The organism is Citrobacter sp. RHBSTW-00671 (genome assembly GCF_014103415.1).
Classification (GTDB): Bacteria; Pseudomonadota; Gammaproteobacteria; order Enterobacterales; family Enterobacteriaceae; genus Citrobacter.
On the sequence record NZ_JABXPR010000001.1, the window covers coordinates 1,265,952 to 1,281,044 of the forward strand.

17 protein-coding genes are annotated in these 15,093 nt (G+C 54.3%); 4 read left to right on the forward strand and 13 right to left on the reverse strand.

Going from position 1 to position 15,093, the window contains the following annotated elements:
* Positions 1–307 precede the first annotated feature (307 nt).
* Positions 308–2,053: a DNA primase gene (gene dnaG / locus HV261_RS06080; RefSeq protein ID WP_202037719.1), complete on the reverse strand. Its 1,746-nt coding sequence runs from the start codon at positions 2,051–2,053 to the stop codon at positions 308–310.
* A 237-nt stretch (positions 2,054–2,290) separates the two neighbouring features.
* Positions 2,291–2,506, reverse strand: coding sequence for a 30S ribosomal protein S21 (rpsU, locus tag HV261_RS06085; RefSeq protein WP_001144069.1), 216 nt, complete (start codon positions 2,504–2,506; stop codon positions 2,291–2,293).
* Between the two features lie 236 nt (positions 2,507–2,742).
* Here rpsU and tsaD point away from each other — a divergent pair, with 236 nt between their 5' ends.
* Positions 2,743–3,756 (forward strand): tRNA (adenosine(37)-N6)-threonylcarbamoyltransferase complex transferase subunit TsaD, encoded by a 1,014-nt coding sequence (tsaD, locus tag HV261_RS06090; protein ID WP_038633989.1) that lies wholly within the window; start codon positions 2,743–2,745, stop codon positions 3,754–3,756.
* A gap of 48 nt (positions 3,757–3,804) precedes the next feature.
* Here the strand turns inward: tsaD and ureG are convergent, their stop codons facing one another.
* From ureG to ttdA, 10 genes are all read right to left on the reverse strand, one after another.
* The gene (gene ureG, locus HV261_RS06095; RefSeq protein ID WP_202037720.1) at positions 3,805–4,422 is read right to left on the reverse strand and encodes an urease accessory protein UreG; all 618 of its coding nucleotides are present in this window, start codon (positions 4,420–4,422) and stop codon (positions 3,805–3,807) included.
* 9 nt (positions 4,423–4,431) lie between these two features.
* Positions 4,432–5,103: an urease accessory protein UreF gene (locus HV261_RS06100; protein WP_202037721.1), complete on the reverse strand. Its 672-nt coding sequence runs from the start codon at positions 5,101–5,103 to the stop codon at positions 4,432–4,434.
* The gene (gene ureE, locus HV261_RS06105) at positions 5,103–5,561 is read right to left on the reverse strand and encodes an urease accessory protein UreE (RefSeq protein WP_202039664.1); all 459 of its coding nucleotides are present in this window, start codon (positions 5,559–5,561) and stop codon (positions 5,103–5,105) included. The genes HV261_RS06100 and ureE overlap by 1 nt, the downstream gene beginning before the upstream one ends.
* A 9-nt stretch (positions 5,562–5,570) precedes the next feature.
* The gene (gene ureC, locus HV261_RS06110) at positions 5,571–7,274 is read right to left on the reverse strand and encodes an urease subunit alpha (protein ID WP_202037722.1); all 1,704 of its coding nucleotides are present in this window, start codon (positions 7,272–7,274) and stop codon (positions 5,571–5,573) included.
* Positions 7,267–7,587 carry an urease subunit beta gene (locus tag HV261_RS06115; protein ID WP_202037723.1) on the reverse strand — a complete coding sequence of 107 codons (321 nt, stop codon included), beginning with the start codon at positions 7,585–7,587 and terminating at the stop codon, positions 7,267–7,269. Before HV261_RS06115 ends, ureC begins: the two co-directional genes overlap by 8 nt.
* A 9-nt stretch (positions 7,588–7,596) precedes the next feature.
* The gene (locus HV261_RS06120) at positions 7,597–7,899 is read right to left on the reverse strand and encodes an urease subunit gamma (RefSeq protein ID WP_202037724.1); all 303 of its coding nucleotides are present in this window, start codon (positions 7,897–7,899) and stop codon (positions 7,597–7,599) included.
* A gap of 10 nt (positions 7,900–7,909) precedes the next feature.
* Positions 7,910–8,734 carry an urease accessory protein UreD gene (locus tag HV261_RS06125; RefSeq protein ID WP_220472509.1) on the reverse strand — a complete coding sequence of 275 codons (825 nt, stop codon included), beginning with the start codon at positions 8,732–8,734 and terminating at the stop codon, positions 7,910–7,912.
* 122 nt (positions 8,735–8,856) lie between these two features.
* A complete protein-coding gene (locus tag HV261_RS06130; RefSeq protein ID WP_202037726.1) occupies positions 8,857–10,320 on the reverse strand; it encodes an anion permease in 1,464 nt (487 codons plus the stop codon).
* A 49-nt stretch (positions 10,321–10,369) separates the two neighbouring features.
* Positions 10,370–10,975, reverse strand: a complete 606-nt coding sequence (gene ttdB / locus HV261_RS06135) for a L(+)-tartrate dehydratase subunit beta (protein WP_115454410.1) — start codon at positions 10,973–10,975, stop codon at positions 10,370–10,372.
* Entirely contained in the window at positions 10,972–11,880 is a 909-nt protein-coding gene (ttdA, locus tag HV261_RS06140; RefSeq protein ID WP_202037727.1) for a L(+)-tartrate dehydratase subunit alpha, read from the reverse strand. The genes ttdB and ttdA overlap by 4 nt, the downstream gene beginning before the upstream one ends.
* A 213-nt stretch (positions 11,881–12,093) precedes the next feature.
* Here ttdA and ttdR point away from each other — a divergent pair, with 213 nt between their 5' ends.
* Positions 12,094–13,035 (forward strand): L-tartrate utilization transcriptional activator TtdR, encoded by a 942-nt coding sequence (gene ttdR / locus HV261_RS06145; protein WP_202037728.1) that lies wholly within the window; start codon positions 12,094–12,096, stop codon positions 13,033–13,035.
* A gap of 31 nt (positions 13,036–13,066) precedes the next feature.
* On the opposite strand, the gene plsY is transcribed toward ttdR, so the two are convergent.
* Positions 13,067–13,684, reverse strand: coding sequence for a glycerol-3-phosphate 1-O-acyltransferase PlsY (plsY, locus tag HV261_RS06150; RefSeq protein WP_202037729.1), 618 nt, complete (start codon positions 13,682–13,684; stop codon positions 13,067–13,069).
* Positions 13,685–13,790: 106 nt separating this feature from the next.
* On the opposite strand from plsY, the gene folB reads away from it, so the two are divergent.
* On the forward strand, positions 13,791–14,159 hold the full coding sequence (gene folB, locus HV261_RS06155; RefSeq protein WP_137382544.1) for a bifunctional dihydroneopterin aldolase/7,8-dihydroneopterin epimerase: 369 nt from the start codon (positions 13,791–13,793) through the stop codon (positions 14,157–14,159).
* Positions 14,160–14,249: 90 nt separating this feature from the next.
* The gene (gene bacA / locus HV261_RS06160; protein ID WP_202037730.1) at positions 14,250–15,068 is read left to right on the forward strand and encodes an undecaprenyl-diphosphate phosphatase; all 819 of its coding nucleotides are present in this window, start codon (positions 14,250–14,252) and stop codon (positions 15,066–15,068) included.
* The last annotated feature ends 25 nt before the right edge of the window (positions 15,069–15,093 follow it).

Consider the following 15,093-nt stretch of genomic DNA (forward strand, 5'->3'; position numbering starts at 1 on the left):
CAACGGCAAAACGAGGGCATACTTATATTTTGCCGCTGCCTCTCCGTGCGGCTGTCGGGGGCTTCCCGATCGATATTCGGCAGTTAAGCCGTTAAATACTTCATCCTTCACGTTGTCTCTGCGTTAGCTGCGTTCGTTACTCGGCTCATCCTGAGCCTCGCCCCTTACGGGGCCGCCGCAAGCAGCGTTCAAATCCGCTCCCGGTGGATTTGTCATCCTGGTCATGTACTGATGTACACTCCCAGGCGTTCGTTCACTTGCTGCCTTGATACAACGCGAATGATTTTGTCTTTGTTTTGTCTTTCTCTTATTTCTTGGCCAGTTCCTGGTTCAGCGTCCAGAGTTCCCGGCGTTCTTCGCTGCTTAAACCGTGTGTGCGCTCACGAGCTATCAACTCTTCCTGGCGCAGTTCAAGCATCGAGTCAAACATATGGTTGAGTGAGTCGGTGAAGGTTTTTTCTGCGATATCTTTATCTGCTATATCGTCCCACATCGACAGTTTTTCAAGGGTCGCAGCATCATTTGTACCGCGATAGTGTTCTAAAAGTTGTCCGGTGGTCAGACCTGGCTGAGACAGACAAGTGTTGACCAGTTCTCTGAATAAGCCAAGTCCAGGCAGCTTATTTTGATCCAGTGCGTCTAACGGCGGAACCAGCGGGGCCAAATCCGGGTTTTGCACCAGTAACCCTATAAGTATACGCATGGTCGTACGTTTTAGCTGTGGAACAGGGCGGGAAGCCCCATTTTCTGCCAGTTTTGGCATTAAACGTTCAAGCTGGCTGTCATCCAGAATGCCGAGCTTGTTTCCCAACTCCTGTCGCAGGTAAATGCGCAACGTTTCGCCTGGTACCTGAGTAATCAGCGGCAATGCCAGCGTGCTGAGCTGTGCGCGTCCGTCCGGAGTACTCAAATCGACCTGCGGCAACAGGCTGTTAAATAAAAACGCGGAGAGCGGCAGCGCCTGCTCCATCCGGGCTTCAAAGGCCTCTTTCCCTTCTTTACGCACCAGCGTATCGGGGTCTTCGCCGTCAGGTAAAAACATAAAGCGTAGCTGGCGGCCGTCTGTCATATAAGGCAGTGCGGTTTCCAGCGCGCGCCATGCTGCGTCGCGTCCGGCACGGTCGCCGTCGTAACAGCAAATTACGTTGTTCGTCGCACGGAACAACAGCTGGATGTGATCGGCGGTGGTTGACGTCCCAAGGGATGCCACGGCGTAGTTAATGCCGTATTGCGCCAGCGCTACCACATCCATATAGCCTTCGACCACTAACAGGCGCTGTGGATCGGCGTTATCCTGTTGGGCTTCATAAAGGCCATACAGCTGGCGACCTTTATGGAAAATATCGGTTTCAGGGGAGTTCAGATACTTCGGCAGGGCATCGCCCAGCACGCGTCCACCAAAACCAATGACCCGACCACGTTTGTCGCGGATGGGGAACATCACCCGTTCGCGGAAGCGATCGTAACTGCGTCCCTGATCGTTGGTGACCAACATCCCCGCATCGACCAGCGATTTGCGATTCTCAGCATTGCCGCCAAACCGTTTCAGGACGTTGTCCCAGCCGGGGGGCGCAAAACCAATAGCAAAACGGGTGATAACGTCGCTACTTAATCCTCGCTTTTCCAGGTACTGGCGCGCAGGGGTAGCGGCGGGCTGCATCAAAGACTGTTGATAAAAAGTATTCAGGCCGTCCATCAATTGATAAAGGCTTTGCCGTTGATGGCGCTCTATCTGACTGGGGCCACTGCCTGCTTCATAGGGCACTTCAAGGTTGTGCATTGCGGCCAGTTCTTCGACGGTTTCCACAAACTCGAGCTTGTCGTAGTTCATGAGAAAGTCGACGGCGTTGCCGTGTGCGCCGCACCCAAAGCAGTGATAAAACTGTTTTTCACCGTTTACGGTGAAAGAGGGGGTTTTTTCGTTATGGAACGGACAGCACGCGTGATAATTTTTGCCCTGCTTTTTCAGCTTTACCCGCGCGTCGATGAGATCGACGATGTCGGTTCTTGCCAGCAGGTCATTGATAAAAACGCGAGGAATTCGTCCAGCCATAAGCCCCTGTTTTTTGATGACTCATATACACAAAATCATTCAGGATGCATCAAGGCGGCAAGGAAGCGAATCCTCAGGAGCGTACAACAGTACGTGACTGGGGTGAGCGACTGCAGCCAACACTGAGGCAGCTTGAATGATGACGTGTATAAACGAAAATAAGCCGCGCATTCCTTCCGGAAGCACGGCCTTACAACTACAACTCAGTCTGAATTGAGAGCGTTGGCTCTCAATGGATTAGTACAGACGAGTACGGCGTGCGTTTTCGCGAGCCAGTTTCTTCGCGTGACGTTTCACAGCAGAAGCTTTAGCGCGCTTACGTTCGGTAGTCGGTTTTTCATAGAACTCACGACGACGAACTTCCGCCAGAACACCTGCTTTTTCGCATGAACGCTTGAAGCGACGCAGTGCTACGTCGAACGGCTCGTTTTCACGTACTTTAATTACCGGCATGTAACTCTCACCTTTAATAAATTCGGTTTGCCGCTGGCATCAACGCCAGCTTATTTCAAAATGGTGCGGAATTTTACTGCAATTGCTGCTGCTTTGTAAAGCACCGACGCGATTTTGAAAGGGACTTTTATAAGGACAAGGAGTATACACGAGCGAAACTCCTGGGGCGAACAAAGTTTTACATCAACCCGCATTGGTCCTACACTGCGCGGTAATAAAGCGAGGTAAAACAAGTCATGCGTGTACTGGGTATTGAAACATCCTGCGATGAAACCGGCATCGCCATTTACGACGATGAAAAAGGTCTTTTAGCCAACCAATTGTATAGTCAGGTGAAATTACACGCTGACTACGGCGGCGTAGTGCCAGAACTGGCCTCGCGCGATCACGTACGTAAAACCGTACCGCTGATCCAGGCCGCGCTGAAAGAAGCGGGATTGACGGCAAAAGAGATTGATGCGGTGGCGTATACCGCAGGTCCTGGTCTGGTTGGCGCGCTGCTGGTTGGCGCAACCGTGGGGCGTTCGCTGGCGTTCGCCTGGGGCGTTCCAGCAATTCCGGTACACCACATGGAAGGCCATCTGTTAGCCCCAATGCTGGAAGAAAATCCGCCTGCTTTCCCGTTTGTTGCGCTGCTGGTTTCCGGCGGTCACACGCAGCTGATTAGCGTCACCGGAATTGGTCAGTATGAACTGCTGGGCGAATCGATTGATGATGCCGCTGGCGAAGCGTTCGACAAAACCGCCAAGCTGCTGGGGCTGGATTATCCTGGCGGTCCAATGCTGTCAAAACTGGCATCACAGGGCGTTGAAAAACGTTTTGTCTTCCCGCGCCCGATGACCGACCGTCCAGGGCTGGATTTCAGCTTCTCCGGTCTGAAAACGTTTGCTGCGAATACCATTCGTAATAACGAAAATGACGATCAGACACGCGCAGATATCGCTCGTGCCTTTGAAGATGCGGTTGTCGATACGCTGATGATCAAGTGCAAGCGCGCACTGGATCAAACCGGTTTTAAACGTCTGGTGATGGCGGGAGGCGTCAGTGCGAACCGTACGCTGCGTGCAAAACTGGCCGAGATGATGCAAAAACGTCGTGGTGAAGTGTTCTATGCGCGTCCGGAATTTTGCACCGACAACGGGGCAATGATCGCCTATGCCGGCATGGTGCGTTTTAAAGCGGGCGCGACGGCGGATCTTGGCGTGACGGTACGTCCACGCTGGCCGCTGGCGGAATTACCGGCGGCATAAGCTCATAATATCGTAGGCCCGGGAAGCGCAGCGCCACCGGGCAATACGCTACATCCGCAGCATTCCCTTCTCTTCCAGAAACGCGATAATTGTTTCCAGACCCTCTCCGGATTTTAAATTACTGAACGTCCATGGCCGCTCGCCGCGCATGCGCAAGGTATCGCGCTCCATCACCTCCAGCGAGGCGCCGACGTAAGGAGCCAGATCGGTTTTATTGATCACCAGAAAATCAGACTTTGTGATCCCCGGACCACCTTTGCGCGGGATCTTTTCGCCCTCGGCAACGTCGATCACGTAGATCGTCAGATCGGCCAGTTCCGGACTAAAGGTAGCGCTCAGGTTATCGCCGCCGCTTTCCACAAAAATTAGATCCAGATTGCCGAATTTGTCACTCAGCGCTTCTACTGCCGCCAGGTTCATTGACGCATCTTCGCGGATGGCGGTATGCGGGCAGCCGCCGGTTTCCACACCGACGATCCTGTCTGGCTCCAGTGCGCCCGCCTCGGTGAGAATGCGCTGATCTTCTTTGGTGTAGATATCGTTGGTCACCACCGCCAACTGATAGCTGCTGCGCATGGCTTTGCATAACGCTTCCAGCAGCGCCGTTTTGCCGGAACCCACCGGGCCGCCAACGCCCACACGCAGGGGATGCTTGTTGTTACTCATTTTTTCTCCTCAGGAGCGGAATAGTCGGGAATATTGCGTTTCGTGGCGGGCAGAGGCGATGGCGGCCAGTGGCGTTGAGGAGCCGAGACTGGCGTCAGGGCAAGCCAGTGCCTGTGCCAGACCCTGCGCATAGCGATCGCAAAGCGAGATAATCAAGCGCTGCGCCGCCTGCTGACCAAAGGGGACCAGTTTGACGCCGGCCATCACCGCGCTTTCAATCCAGCTGTAGCCGAAGCTTAACGCCAGCTCTGTCAGCGGGATTTTCCAGCGTACGCCCAGCCAGGCCATGCCACAGAGCTGGCTTTCACTAAAGAGCGCGCGCCATTGTGGGGAACAATCGGGCTCCCAGTCGGTGACCAGGCGCGTAAAAGCGGCGCCCCGGCTGCGTTCTTCATCCCGCAGTTCACGGGTTTCCCGGCAGGCCAATAACCAGGCCGTCCAGCGGTGTGCCGCCGTAAGATCGTCCTGCTCGCAGGCACGATACAGCCTTGCCAGCAGCGGCAGGTCGACGGTAAAAAAGTTCTGTTCCATCTGCTGGATTTGCCAGCCAGAGAAGTCATCGACGCTTTTCACCCAGCCGATTTCCACCGCCCACTCCAGACCCTGGGACCAGGTAAACGACCCCACCGGGAGCGCACTGCTGGCGAGCTGCATCAGACGTAGCTGTTGGGTGTTATGCATCAGTGCGCATGACCGTGGTGATGGCCGTGTGACTCGCTGGCATAAGCGCCTGCTTCTGGTTCAAACGGCAACTGGGCGAACGTGACCTCGAGGTTGAATTGGCGCAGCATATCGTCCAGCACATGATCGTGGTGGTAGCGCAATTCAGCGGGCAGGATTTGCAGAGGAACGTGGCGGTTGCCGAGGTGATAACAGGCTTTAGCGAGCAGGAAAGGATCGGCGCAGCGCACGACAGAAACCGACTCCGGCGCGGCGATCACTTCGATGACTTCGCTGCCTTCGTCGTTGGTCAGCAGATCGCCGCCGCGCAACAGTAAACCTCGCGGTAGCATCAGCCCGGCTTCGCGGCCGTCGTTCAACGCGACTCTGGCGCGACTTTTTACCCGAATATCAATGGGCAGCGTGACGCTTGCGGTGACTGTGTGGGCGTGGTTAAGGCGTTGGGTCAGATAGATCATCATCACTCCTTAAAACAGGAAATAGCGTTGCGCCATCGGCAACACATCTGCCGGTTCGCTGGTGATAAGTTCGCCATCAATACGCACCTCGTAGGTTTGGGCATCGACGGTGATATTGGGCTGTAGGCTGTTGTGGATCATGTCGGCTTTTTTCACCGTCCGGCAGCCTTTAACAACAGCGATGGCACTTTGCAGATTGAGCTGTAGCGGGAGGTTTAGCGCATCAGCAGCCTGAGAGATAAATGTCAGACGACTGTGATGCCGCGCCGCGCCGAGCGCGCCAAACATCATGCGGTAATGCACTGGCTGCGGGGTCGGGATCGAGGCATTGATATCGCCCATCGGCGCGCAGGCAATCATCCCGCCCTTAACGATCGTTGCCGGTTTTACGCCAAAGAATGCCGGTGACCACAGCACCAGGTCAGCCAGTTTGCCAGGCTCAATGGAACCGACTTCGTGGGCGATACCGTGGGTCAGCGCCGGGTTGATGGTGTATTTGGCGATATAGCGTTTAACGCGTTGGTTATCGTTATCGCCGGTTTCTTCCGCCAGCGGACCGCGCTGGACCTTCATGCGGTGCGCCACTTGCCAGGTACGCAGGATCACTTCGCCCACACGCCCCATGGCTTGAGAATCAGATGAGGTCAGGGAAAATGCGCCAATATCGTGCAGCACATCTTCGGCGGCGATCGTTTCCCGACGAATTCGCGATTCGGCAAAAGCCACGTCCTCGGCGATATCCGGGTCGAGGTGGTGGCAGACCATTAACATATCGAGGTGCTCGTCGATGGTGTTGACGGTGTAAGGCAGCGTTGGGTTGGTAGAAGAGGGCAGGATATTCGCGTGTGCGCAGGCGGTGATGATGTCCGGCGCATGGCCGCCACCCGCCCCTTCGGTGTGGAAGGTATGAATCGTGCGATCGCCAATTGCCGCCAGCGTATCTTCGACGAAGCCAGACTCATTCAACGTGTCGCTGTGCAACGCGACCTGAATGTCCATTTCATCAGCGACGGTCAGTGCGCAGTCGATAGCCGCCGGGGTGGCACCCCAGTCTTCGTGGATCTTCAGGCCAATTGCCCCCGCAGCGACTTGTTCGCGTAGCGTGTCGGGATTCGAACCATTGCCCTTGCCCAACAGACCGATATTGACCGGCAGCGCATCAGCCGCCTGGAGCATACGGGCGATATACCATGGACCTGGCGTACAGGTGGTGGCATGGGTTCCTGCCGCCGGCCCCGTGCCGCCGCCGATCATTGTCGTCACGCCAGATACCAGTGCCTCTTGCGCCTGCTGCGGGCAGATCCAGTGAATATGGGTGTCCACTCCGCCAGCGGTGACGATCTTACCTTCTCCGGCGATCGCTTCTGTGCCAACGCCGACAGGGATCGTGACGTCAGGTTGAATATCCGGGTTACCTGCTTTGCCAATGGCGAAGATCCTGCCGTTTTTGATGCCAATATCTGCTTTAACGATCCCCCAGTGATCGACGATCAGCGCGTTGGTTATCACCAGATCCACACACGCTTGCGCGCGCATTTGACCCTGACCCATACCGTCGCGGATCACTTTTCCGCCGCCGAACTTGACCTCTTCGCCGTAGGTGGTGAAGTCTTTTTCTACTTCGATCCACAGTTCCGTATCTGCCAGCCGTACTTTATCGCCGGTTGTCGGGCCAAACATGTCAACGTAAGCCTGCCGGGACAGTTCATTCATTTTCTGCCTCCAGTGCACCCATGACTTCACCGCGAAAACCCACGATCCGCTGTGCACCGGCCACACGCACCAGTTCGACTTCCCGCTTTTGTCCGGGTTCGAAACGTACTGCGGTACCCGCAGCAATATTCAGGCGAAAACCGCGTGCGGACTGACGGTCAAAATGTAGCGCCGGATTGGCTTCGTAAAAGTGATAGTGCGATCCCACCTGGATGGGGCGGTCGCCATGATTTTCCACCACGATCGTGCGGGTTATCCGGCCCGAATTGATCGCGATAGTTCCCGTTGAGATCTGATATTCACCAGGGATCATTGCTGCTCCTTAAACGATCGGGGTATGGACGGTGACCAGCTTAGAACCGTCCGGAAACGTGGCTTCTACCTGAATATCCGGGATCATCTCCGGAACGCCTTCCATCACTTGATCGCGGGTGATAACGTGGCGACCGTCTTCCATCAGTGAGGCAACAGTTTTGCCATCACGCGCACCTTCCATAATAAAAGCGCTGATCAACGCTACTGATTCCGGGTAGTTCAGCTTTAGCCCGCGGGCCAGGCGGCGCTCTGCCACCAACGCAGCGGTAAACAGCAACAGCTTGTCTTTTTCTCGGGGGGTCAGTTCCATAATGGTTCTCTTAGGTTTGCCAGATTCGCGGGAGTACAGGAGATTTCTGCGTAAGCAGTGGGCGTACAAATTGCCAGATATCGCGCATCACGCGCTGAACGACCAGGTTGTCATCTGCCAGAAAACGTAGCGTAAGCAATGCGTCGTTAAGCGTGGCTCCGGCGTAATTTCCCAGTGGTGTGAGCCGTTCACGTACTCCTTCCAGCATATTTTCGTTCGCCGGGTAGCACAGCAGTGTGCCAACCCAGGGATGCCGGGCAATGCTGCTCAAGTCTCCATCCTGCAACTTCAGGCGTTCTATCAGGAGCGGTTGTCCATCCCGCCATACTTCCAGACGGTTCTGCAGCGTGCCGTGACTGAACGTTTCCTGCAGTACCGGTCGTCCGAGACACAAGAGATCCCAGGCAAACAGATGACTTTCATGTGTCAGGTGAAAGACTGACTGGAGAGTGGCATTGGCGCCGGGAAAGAGGATCGTGTCCTGCGGTAGCCATTCCAGCGTGGCGTGTGGGGCGAGGGTAAAATGCTGGCGTAGCTGCGCCTGCGGCCCACGGCTACGATAGAACTTGCCCGCACCGGGCATGGTTATTAAGGCATGGCTGTGTTCGCTGAGTGAAACGGAAATATGCAACTCGTCACCGCCGACAATGCCGCCGGGAGGATGCAGTAAATAGAGATGACAGACGTCGTTTTCCGGGTAAAACGGGCGCTGGACCGTTAACGGGCCGTGATGACGCGACGAGGCAAGCACCGTTTTGTGTGTGGTGCGGGTAAACTGCAGATCCAGTTCGGCCTGCCAGCCCCGTGTATGTGTCTCGTGCGCAACCGTATCCAGAGCGTTTCCCTTATCGGCATGAGGGTATTTGCATACAAAAAAGTATGCCTCAGCGCAGTGGGAAAAGGGTCATATGAGAAGCTTATGGGAAAAGGGGCGACAATACGCCGCCCCAATGGGGTTTACAGTAAAACGAGGGGCATCCAGACCAGGCCGGTTATCACCAGCAGCACGAGGAAGATCAGGCCGAAAATGGCACCTAATCGCCAGTAATCTACCGTCGGTAAATAGCCGCTACCGTAGTAGATAGGGCTTGGGCCGGTTGCATAGGGGGTCAGAATGCTGCCCAAACCAATCGCCGCACCCACCATCAGGCAGAAGACGGGTAGTGGGATAGCGGGCATCGCCAGCGCGGCGGCAATCATCATCGGCGCCAGTGCCGAGGTATAGGCCGTGGCGCTGGCAAAGAAGTAGCGCAGCAGATAAAACACCACGATCAGTGCCACCATCACCATCATTGGCGAATAGCCGCTCAGCCCGTTTGCCAGCAGCTTGCCGAACCAGGTAATAAAACCGGTGTTATTGAGCCCGGTGGCGAGCGTTATCAGCGAGGCCAGCCAGAAAAAGACGTTCCACGCGGCTTTATTACTGACGATGTCATCCCAACTGATGATGCGCAGCACCAGCATCAGTGCTACCACGCTGTAACCGACCATCGCGGCATCGATATAGTCACCGCCGAAGATCCACAGCACCAGCGCGCCGACCATCAGCACCAGCATCTTTTTCTCGCGCACACACAGCGGCCCCATTGCTTTTAGCTCGGTGTCTGCCCAGCGCGGTACCTGGTCGCCGGATTTTAGCACCGGCGGGTACAACACGTACGCCAGCCAGGGCACGATCAACACCAGCAAAATACTCAGCGGTAACATCCCTAAGAACCAGTCGCCCCAGCTTAGCGCCGTGTGAGATGCGCCTTTCATCAGACCGATTAGCAGCAAGTTTGGTGCCATCGCCGTTAAGAAAATAGCGCTGGTAACGCAATCAGCGACAATCCCCATCCACATAATGTAAGAGCCGATAGAGCGGGCGCTGGGATCATTGGGCTGTGAGTTATACAGCGGTGGCAGGTTGCGGATGATCGGATAGATAATCCCGGCACCACGCGCAGAGTTAGAGGGTGTGACAGGAGCAAGGATCAGCTCAGAGAACATCACCGCGTAGCCGAGAAACAACGTACGGTGCCCCATCTTTTTCACCAGCATCAGCGCAATACGTCGACCAAGTCCGGTTTTCTCATAGCCAGTGCCAAACATAAAGGCCGCGAAAATCAGCCAGATAACCGAGTTAGAAAAACCCGATACCGCCCATGACAGCGATTTGGCGGTAAATTTAAAACCGTCCTGCGCGAGTTGTTCAGGGCTGAACAGGATCCACGGCGACAGTACCGCGATAATCGAAATACCAATCATCGCGACTACCGCACCCGGTACAGGTTCCAGAATGAGCCCGACAATCACACCGGTAAAGACGGCAAAATAGAGCCAGGTGTGGCTCTCAAGACCGGTGGGAATGGGCAGAACAGCAATAATGGCGATGACCACCAGCGGAGCCAGGTATCGCCACCAACCAGCTAAAGGTGCCATTGTTGTATCCCTGCGAAAGGGGGAGGGGCGTAGCGCCCCTCCGGAAGGGTTATTTGATGTAGTGCACGTGCTCGCAGATTTCTTCCACGATCGGGTCGCGGCGTTCAGCGAACAACTTTTTGTTTTCAGCGATCAGGTTATTGCCGTGGGTGTCGATGGAAACAATCAGTGGGCCGAACTCTTTTACCCGGCATACCCACAGGGATTCCGGCATGCCCAACTCCGTCCAGTGCACTTCTTCGATCTCTTCAACCTGGGTTGCCGCAACGACTGCGCAGCCAGCTGGGAAGATCACGTGTAGCGCTTTGAACTGCTTGCAGCCTTCTTCCGTCAACGGTCCCATACCGCCCTTACCGACCACCAGTTTCACACCTGTTTGTTCAATGAACTCTTTCTCGAAGGCTTCCATACGCATGCTGGTGGTTGGGCCAACGGAAACCATCTCCCATTTTTCACCGTTCTTACGCACGATCGGTCCGGCGTGGAAAATTGCTTTACCGTTTAGATCGTACGGGATCGGGCGCTTAAGTTCGATCAGGCGGCGGTGGCACACGTCGCGACAAGTCACCAGCGTACCGGTCAGGTAAATGACATCGCCAACGCGGATGTCTGCCAGATCTTCGGCTTTGATCGGGGTTGTCAGGATCTTTTTCATAACGCGCTCCGGGTGTGAGACAGGTTTTCGAAGGAGAGGTCAGCATGAACCAGCAGCGTGCCGCGACGGTGCGCCCAGCAGCCAGTAGAGACGGCAACGCCGATAGTGGAGGGATGGCGTGCGGCAGATTCGATATGCACGCCCATGACGGAGCTATTCCCGGTCAACCCTTGTGGGCCAATGCCCAGGCGGTTAAGTCCCTCTTCCAGGCGCAGTTCCAGTTCAGCCGCTTTCGGGTTCGGGTGACGTGACCCGATAGGACGCAGTACCGCTTTTCGTGACAGCACGGCCGCGGTTTCTACAGAGGTCGCAATACCGACACCGACCAGCACCGGCGGGCAGGCGTTGACCGCCAGCGTGGAGATATTTTCGAAGACAAATTTCACTACGCCTTCGTAGCCTTCAGAAGGCATTAACACTTTGGAGCGTCCCGGCAACGTACAGCCACCGCCCGCCATGTAGACTTCGATTTCTGCATCGTCGCCGTCAGGGATGATATCCCAGGTGACCCACGGCACACCGGTACCGGTATTTTTACCGGTATTCACTTCGTCAAAAATCTCGACCGCGTTATGACGCAGCGGCGCTTTGACGGTCGCGTCTTCAACGGCTTGTTTCAAAATGCTTTGCAGTTCGCCCAGTAGCGGAAAGCGGGAGCCGACTTTTACAAAGAACATGATTTCGCCGGTGTCCTGACAGGCCGGGCGATTCAGGTCGATAGCCTTCTGCATGTTGTCAAACATGGTGTGGTAAATGATTTTACCCATCGGCGAGGTTTCGCCTTCGCGTAGCTGTTTTAATTTATCTACGACGTCGTCAGGCATGCGGGTAGAAATCATGGCGGTAAAGTCTGCGACAATGTTCGTCAGCGTATTTATCGCATTTTGGTTATTTTGCTTGCTCATCTTGTTAACTCCAGTTCTTTTATTTATCTGGAAATAAATTCTCCGGCACAAACTACCACTAAAAATGTGGTTTTATATTATTTGCCACTGTGAATATCCAATTAACAGTTCGTGAATGATGTCCGGATAAGGCAATAAAAATTGCGCGAGGGCAGGGTTTCATTCGCATCAGAGAATTACACTGCGGTTAACAACATCACGGATATACTGAACATGCTGAACACTTATCCCCTGGCGAAAGACCTGCAGGTGCTGGTTGAGATTGTTCATAGTGGCAGCTTTAGCGCAGCCGCCGCGACGCTTGGACAAACGCCTGCGTTTGTGACAAAACGCATTCAGATCCTCGAATCTACGCTGAGCACAACACTGCTTAGCCGCTCTGCGCGCGGCGTGGCACTCACGGAAAGCGGGCAACGCTGTTATGAACATGCGCTGGAGATCCTTGCCCGTTATCAGCATCTGGTGGATGACGTTACACAAATCAAAACGCGTCCGGAAGGGATGATTCGTATCGGCTGTAGTTTTGGATTTGGGCGTAGTTATATTGCCCCGGCAATTACCGAATTGATGCACAGCTATCCTGAATTACAGGTGCATTTTGAGCTTTACGATCGGCAAATTGATTTAGCTCAGGATAATATCGATCTGGATATTCGAATTAATGATGACATTCCTGATTATTATATTGCGCATTTGTTAACGAAAAATAAAAGAATATTGTGTGCCGCACCGATATATTTACAAAAATATGGCCAGCCGATGACGTTACAGGAATTAAGTCATCACGATTGCCTGGTAACGAAAGAGCGCGATATGACCCACGGGGTATGGGAGCTCGACAACGGTCAGGAGAAAAAAACGGTTAAGGTGGCAGGGCACCTTTCGTCCAACAGCGGTGAGATTGTGCTGCAATGGGCGCTGCAAGGAAAAGGGATTATGTTACGCTCCGAATGGGATGTGCAGCCGTTCCTGCGCAACGGCGAGTTGGTTCGTGTACTGCCAGGCTACGCGCAGAGCGCCAATATTTGGGCGGTTTATAAGGAGCCGCTGTATCGCAGCGTGAAGTTGCGTGTGTGCGTGGAGTTTCTGGCAACGTGGTGTCAGCACAGATTGGGTAAGCCTGTTGAGGGGTATCAGATCCCACAAGCCGGATAAGACGCGCTAGCGTCGCCATCCGGCAAGAAAATCATTCAGGGTCTTTTTCGCGCTTTTTCTTTAGCTTGGTCCAGATTTTTGTCTCCTGACGACGCCACAGACGCTGGATGTTGTCATGGTGACGCAGCAGAATTAAGCATGACAGCATGGAGACCGGAAAGGTGAACTGAGGGTTGAACCACCAGACGTAGAACGGCGCAATCAGTGCGCTGACGATAGCGCCTAATGATGAATAGCCGCTCAGCAGGACGGTGAGCAGCCAGGTACCGGCCATTACGCCAGTAAGATCCCAACCAATCGGCGCAATCGCGCCAAAGGCGGTGGCGACGCCTTTTCCACCTTTAAAGCCGAAAAATATCGGCCAAATATGTCCCAGGCAGGCCGCGATAGCGATCAATCCCAACCAGAAGGGGCTGACGCCTAGCGCGTATGCCCCCCAGACGGGTAACATACCTTTCAGGACGTCGAAAATCAGCACGGCGACGGCGGCTCCTTTGCCTCCAATTCGCAGCACGTTTGTCGCGCCCGGATTCCCTGAGCCGCTTGTACGCGGGTCCGGCAATCCAGCGAGGCGGCATACCAGAATGGCACTGGAAATTGAGCCGCAGAGGTACGCGAAGATAATCATTCCAGGCGCGATTGCACTCATAAGCTGTTCCGTTTTGAAAATGTCGTGTAAAACGCTACTTCTGTGGATAATACGCATATTTCGCCGGAAGTGGTATCCGGGTTAGCCAAAAAGCAGGCAGGTCGTGATGGATATTGTATTTATAGAGCAACTTTCAGTAATCACCACTATCGGTGTTTATGACTGGGAACAAACTATCGAACAAAAACTGGTGTTCGATATCGAAATGGCATGGGATAACCGTAAATCTGCCAAAAGTGATGATGTCGCTGATTGCCTGAGCTATGCTGATATTGCTCAAACAGTTGTTAATCATGTGGAAGGTGGGCGTTTTGCGCTGGTAGAACGTGTGGCGGAAGAGGTGGCGGATCTCTTGCTCAGCCGCTTTAATTCTCCATGGGTGCGCATCAAGCTGAGCAAACCTGGTGCGGTGGCCCGTGCGGCAAACGTCGGGGTTATCATCGAACGTAGCAATAATCTGAAAGAAAATAATTAACTTAATAATATCTAAACCAAACAGGTATAAAAGGGTCCTGACGTCGGCTCTTTTTTGCCGTGCTTTTTCTCTTTCGTTAGGGGTTTATTGATGAGTGATATGCACTCGCTGCTGGTAGCGGCAATTTTGGGTGTGGTCGAAGGGCTGACGGAGTTCCTACCCGTTTCCAGTACCGGCCATATGATAATTGTTGGCCACCTGCTAGGTTTTGAGGGCGATACCGCAAAAACGTTTGAAGTCGTGATCCAACTGGGTTCCATTCTGGCGGTAGTGGTGATGTTCTGGCGACGTCTGTTTGGTTTAATTGGCATTCACTTTGGCAAGACCCCGCATGAAGGCTCTGGTAAAGGGCGACTGACCCTCGGGCATATCTTGTTGGGGATGGTTCCTGCTGTGGTTCTGGGTCTGGTCTTCCACGACACCATCAAGTCACTGTTTAACCCAATCAACGTGATGTACGCGCTGGTGGTGGGGGGCGTGCTGCTGATTGTCGCAGAGTGCCTCAAACCAAAAGAGCCGCGCGCGCCGGGTCTGGACGATATGACTTACCGCCAGGCGTTTATGATTGGCTGTTTCCAGTGTCTGGCGCTATGGCCCGGTTTTTCCCGTTCCGGAGCGACGATTTCTGGCGGTATGCTGATGGGTGTGAGCCGTTATGCGGCATCTGAATTCTCATTCCTGCTGGCGGTCCCGATGATGATGGGCGCGACGGCGCTGGATCTCTACAAAAGCTGGTCGTTCCTGACTGCGTCAGACATTCCAATGTTTGCTGTCGGCTTCGTGACGGCGTTTATCGTGGCGCTGGTGGCGATCAAGACCTTCCTGCAACTGATTAAACGTATCTCGTTTATTCCGTTTGCGATTTATCGTTTTGTGGTCGCCGCCGCCGTTTACGTGGTGTTCTTCTGATGACTTTCCGTGGTGCCGGATGGCG

Excerpts from the sequence above, each read along its gene's own strand:
- plsY (WP_202037729.1), bottom strand. The coding sequence starts at position 13,684 with ATGAGTGCAATCGCGCCTGGAATGATTATCTTCGCGTACCTCTGCGGC.
- ttdB (WP_115454410.1), bottom strand. The coding sequence starts at position 10,975 with ATGAAAAAGATCCTGACAACCCCGATCAAAGCCGAAGATCTGGCAGAC.
- HV261_RS06115 (WP_202037723.1), bottom strand. The coding sequence starts at position 7,587 with ATGATCCCTGGTGAATATCAGATCTCAACGGGAACTATCGCGATCAAT.
- HV261_RS06130 (WP_202037726.1), bottom strand. The coding sequence starts at position 10,320 with ATGGCACCTTTAGCTGGTTGGTGGCGATACCTGGCTCCGCTGGTGGTC.
- rpsU (WP_001144069.1), bottom strand. The coding sequence starts at position 2,506 with ATGCCGGTAATTAAAGTACGTGAAAACGAGCCGTTCGACGTAGCACTG.
- folB (WP_137382544.1), top strand. The coding sequence starts at position 13,791 with ATGGATATTGTATTTATAGAGCAACTTTCAGTAATCACCACTATCGGT.
- dnaG (WP_202037719.1), bottom strand. The coding sequence starts at position 2,053 with ATGGCTGGACGAATTCCTCGCGTTTTTATCAATGACCTGCTGGCAAGA.
- ttdA (WP_202037727.1), bottom strand. The coding sequence starts at position 11,880 with ATGAGCAAGCAAAATAACCAAAATGCGATAAATACGCTGACGAACATT.
- tsaD (WP_038633989.1), top strand. The coding sequence starts at position 2,743 with ATGCGTGTACTGGGTATTGAAACATCCTGCGATGAAACCGGCATCGCC.
- HV261_RS06100 (WP_202037721.1), bottom strand. The coding sequence starts at position 5,103 with ATGCATAACACCCAACAGCTACGTCTGATGCAGCTCGCCAGCAGTGCG.
- ureG (WP_202037720.1), bottom strand. The coding sequence starts at position 4,422 with ATGAGTAACAACAAGCATCCCCTGCGTGTGGGCGTTGGCGGCCCGGTG.
- HV261_RS06120 (WP_202037724.1), bottom strand. The coding sequence starts at position 7,899 with ATGGAACTGACCCCCCGAGAAAAAGACAAGCTGTTGCTGTTTACCGCT.
- ureC (WP_202037722.1), bottom strand. The coding sequence starts at position 7,274 with ATGAATGAACTGTCCCGGCAGGCTTACGTTGACATGTTTGGCCCGACA.
- ureE (WP_202039664.1), bottom strand. The coding sequence starts at position 5,561 with ATGATCTATCTGACCCAACGCCTTAACCACGCCCACACAGTCACCGCA.
- ttdR (WP_202037728.1), top strand. The coding sequence starts at position 12,094 with ATGCTGAACACTTATCCCCTGGCGAAAGACCTGCAGGTGCTGGTTGAG.
- bacA (WP_202037730.1), top strand. The coding sequence starts at position 14,250 with ATGAGTGATATGCACTCGCTGCTGGTAGCGGCAATTTTGGGTGTGGTC.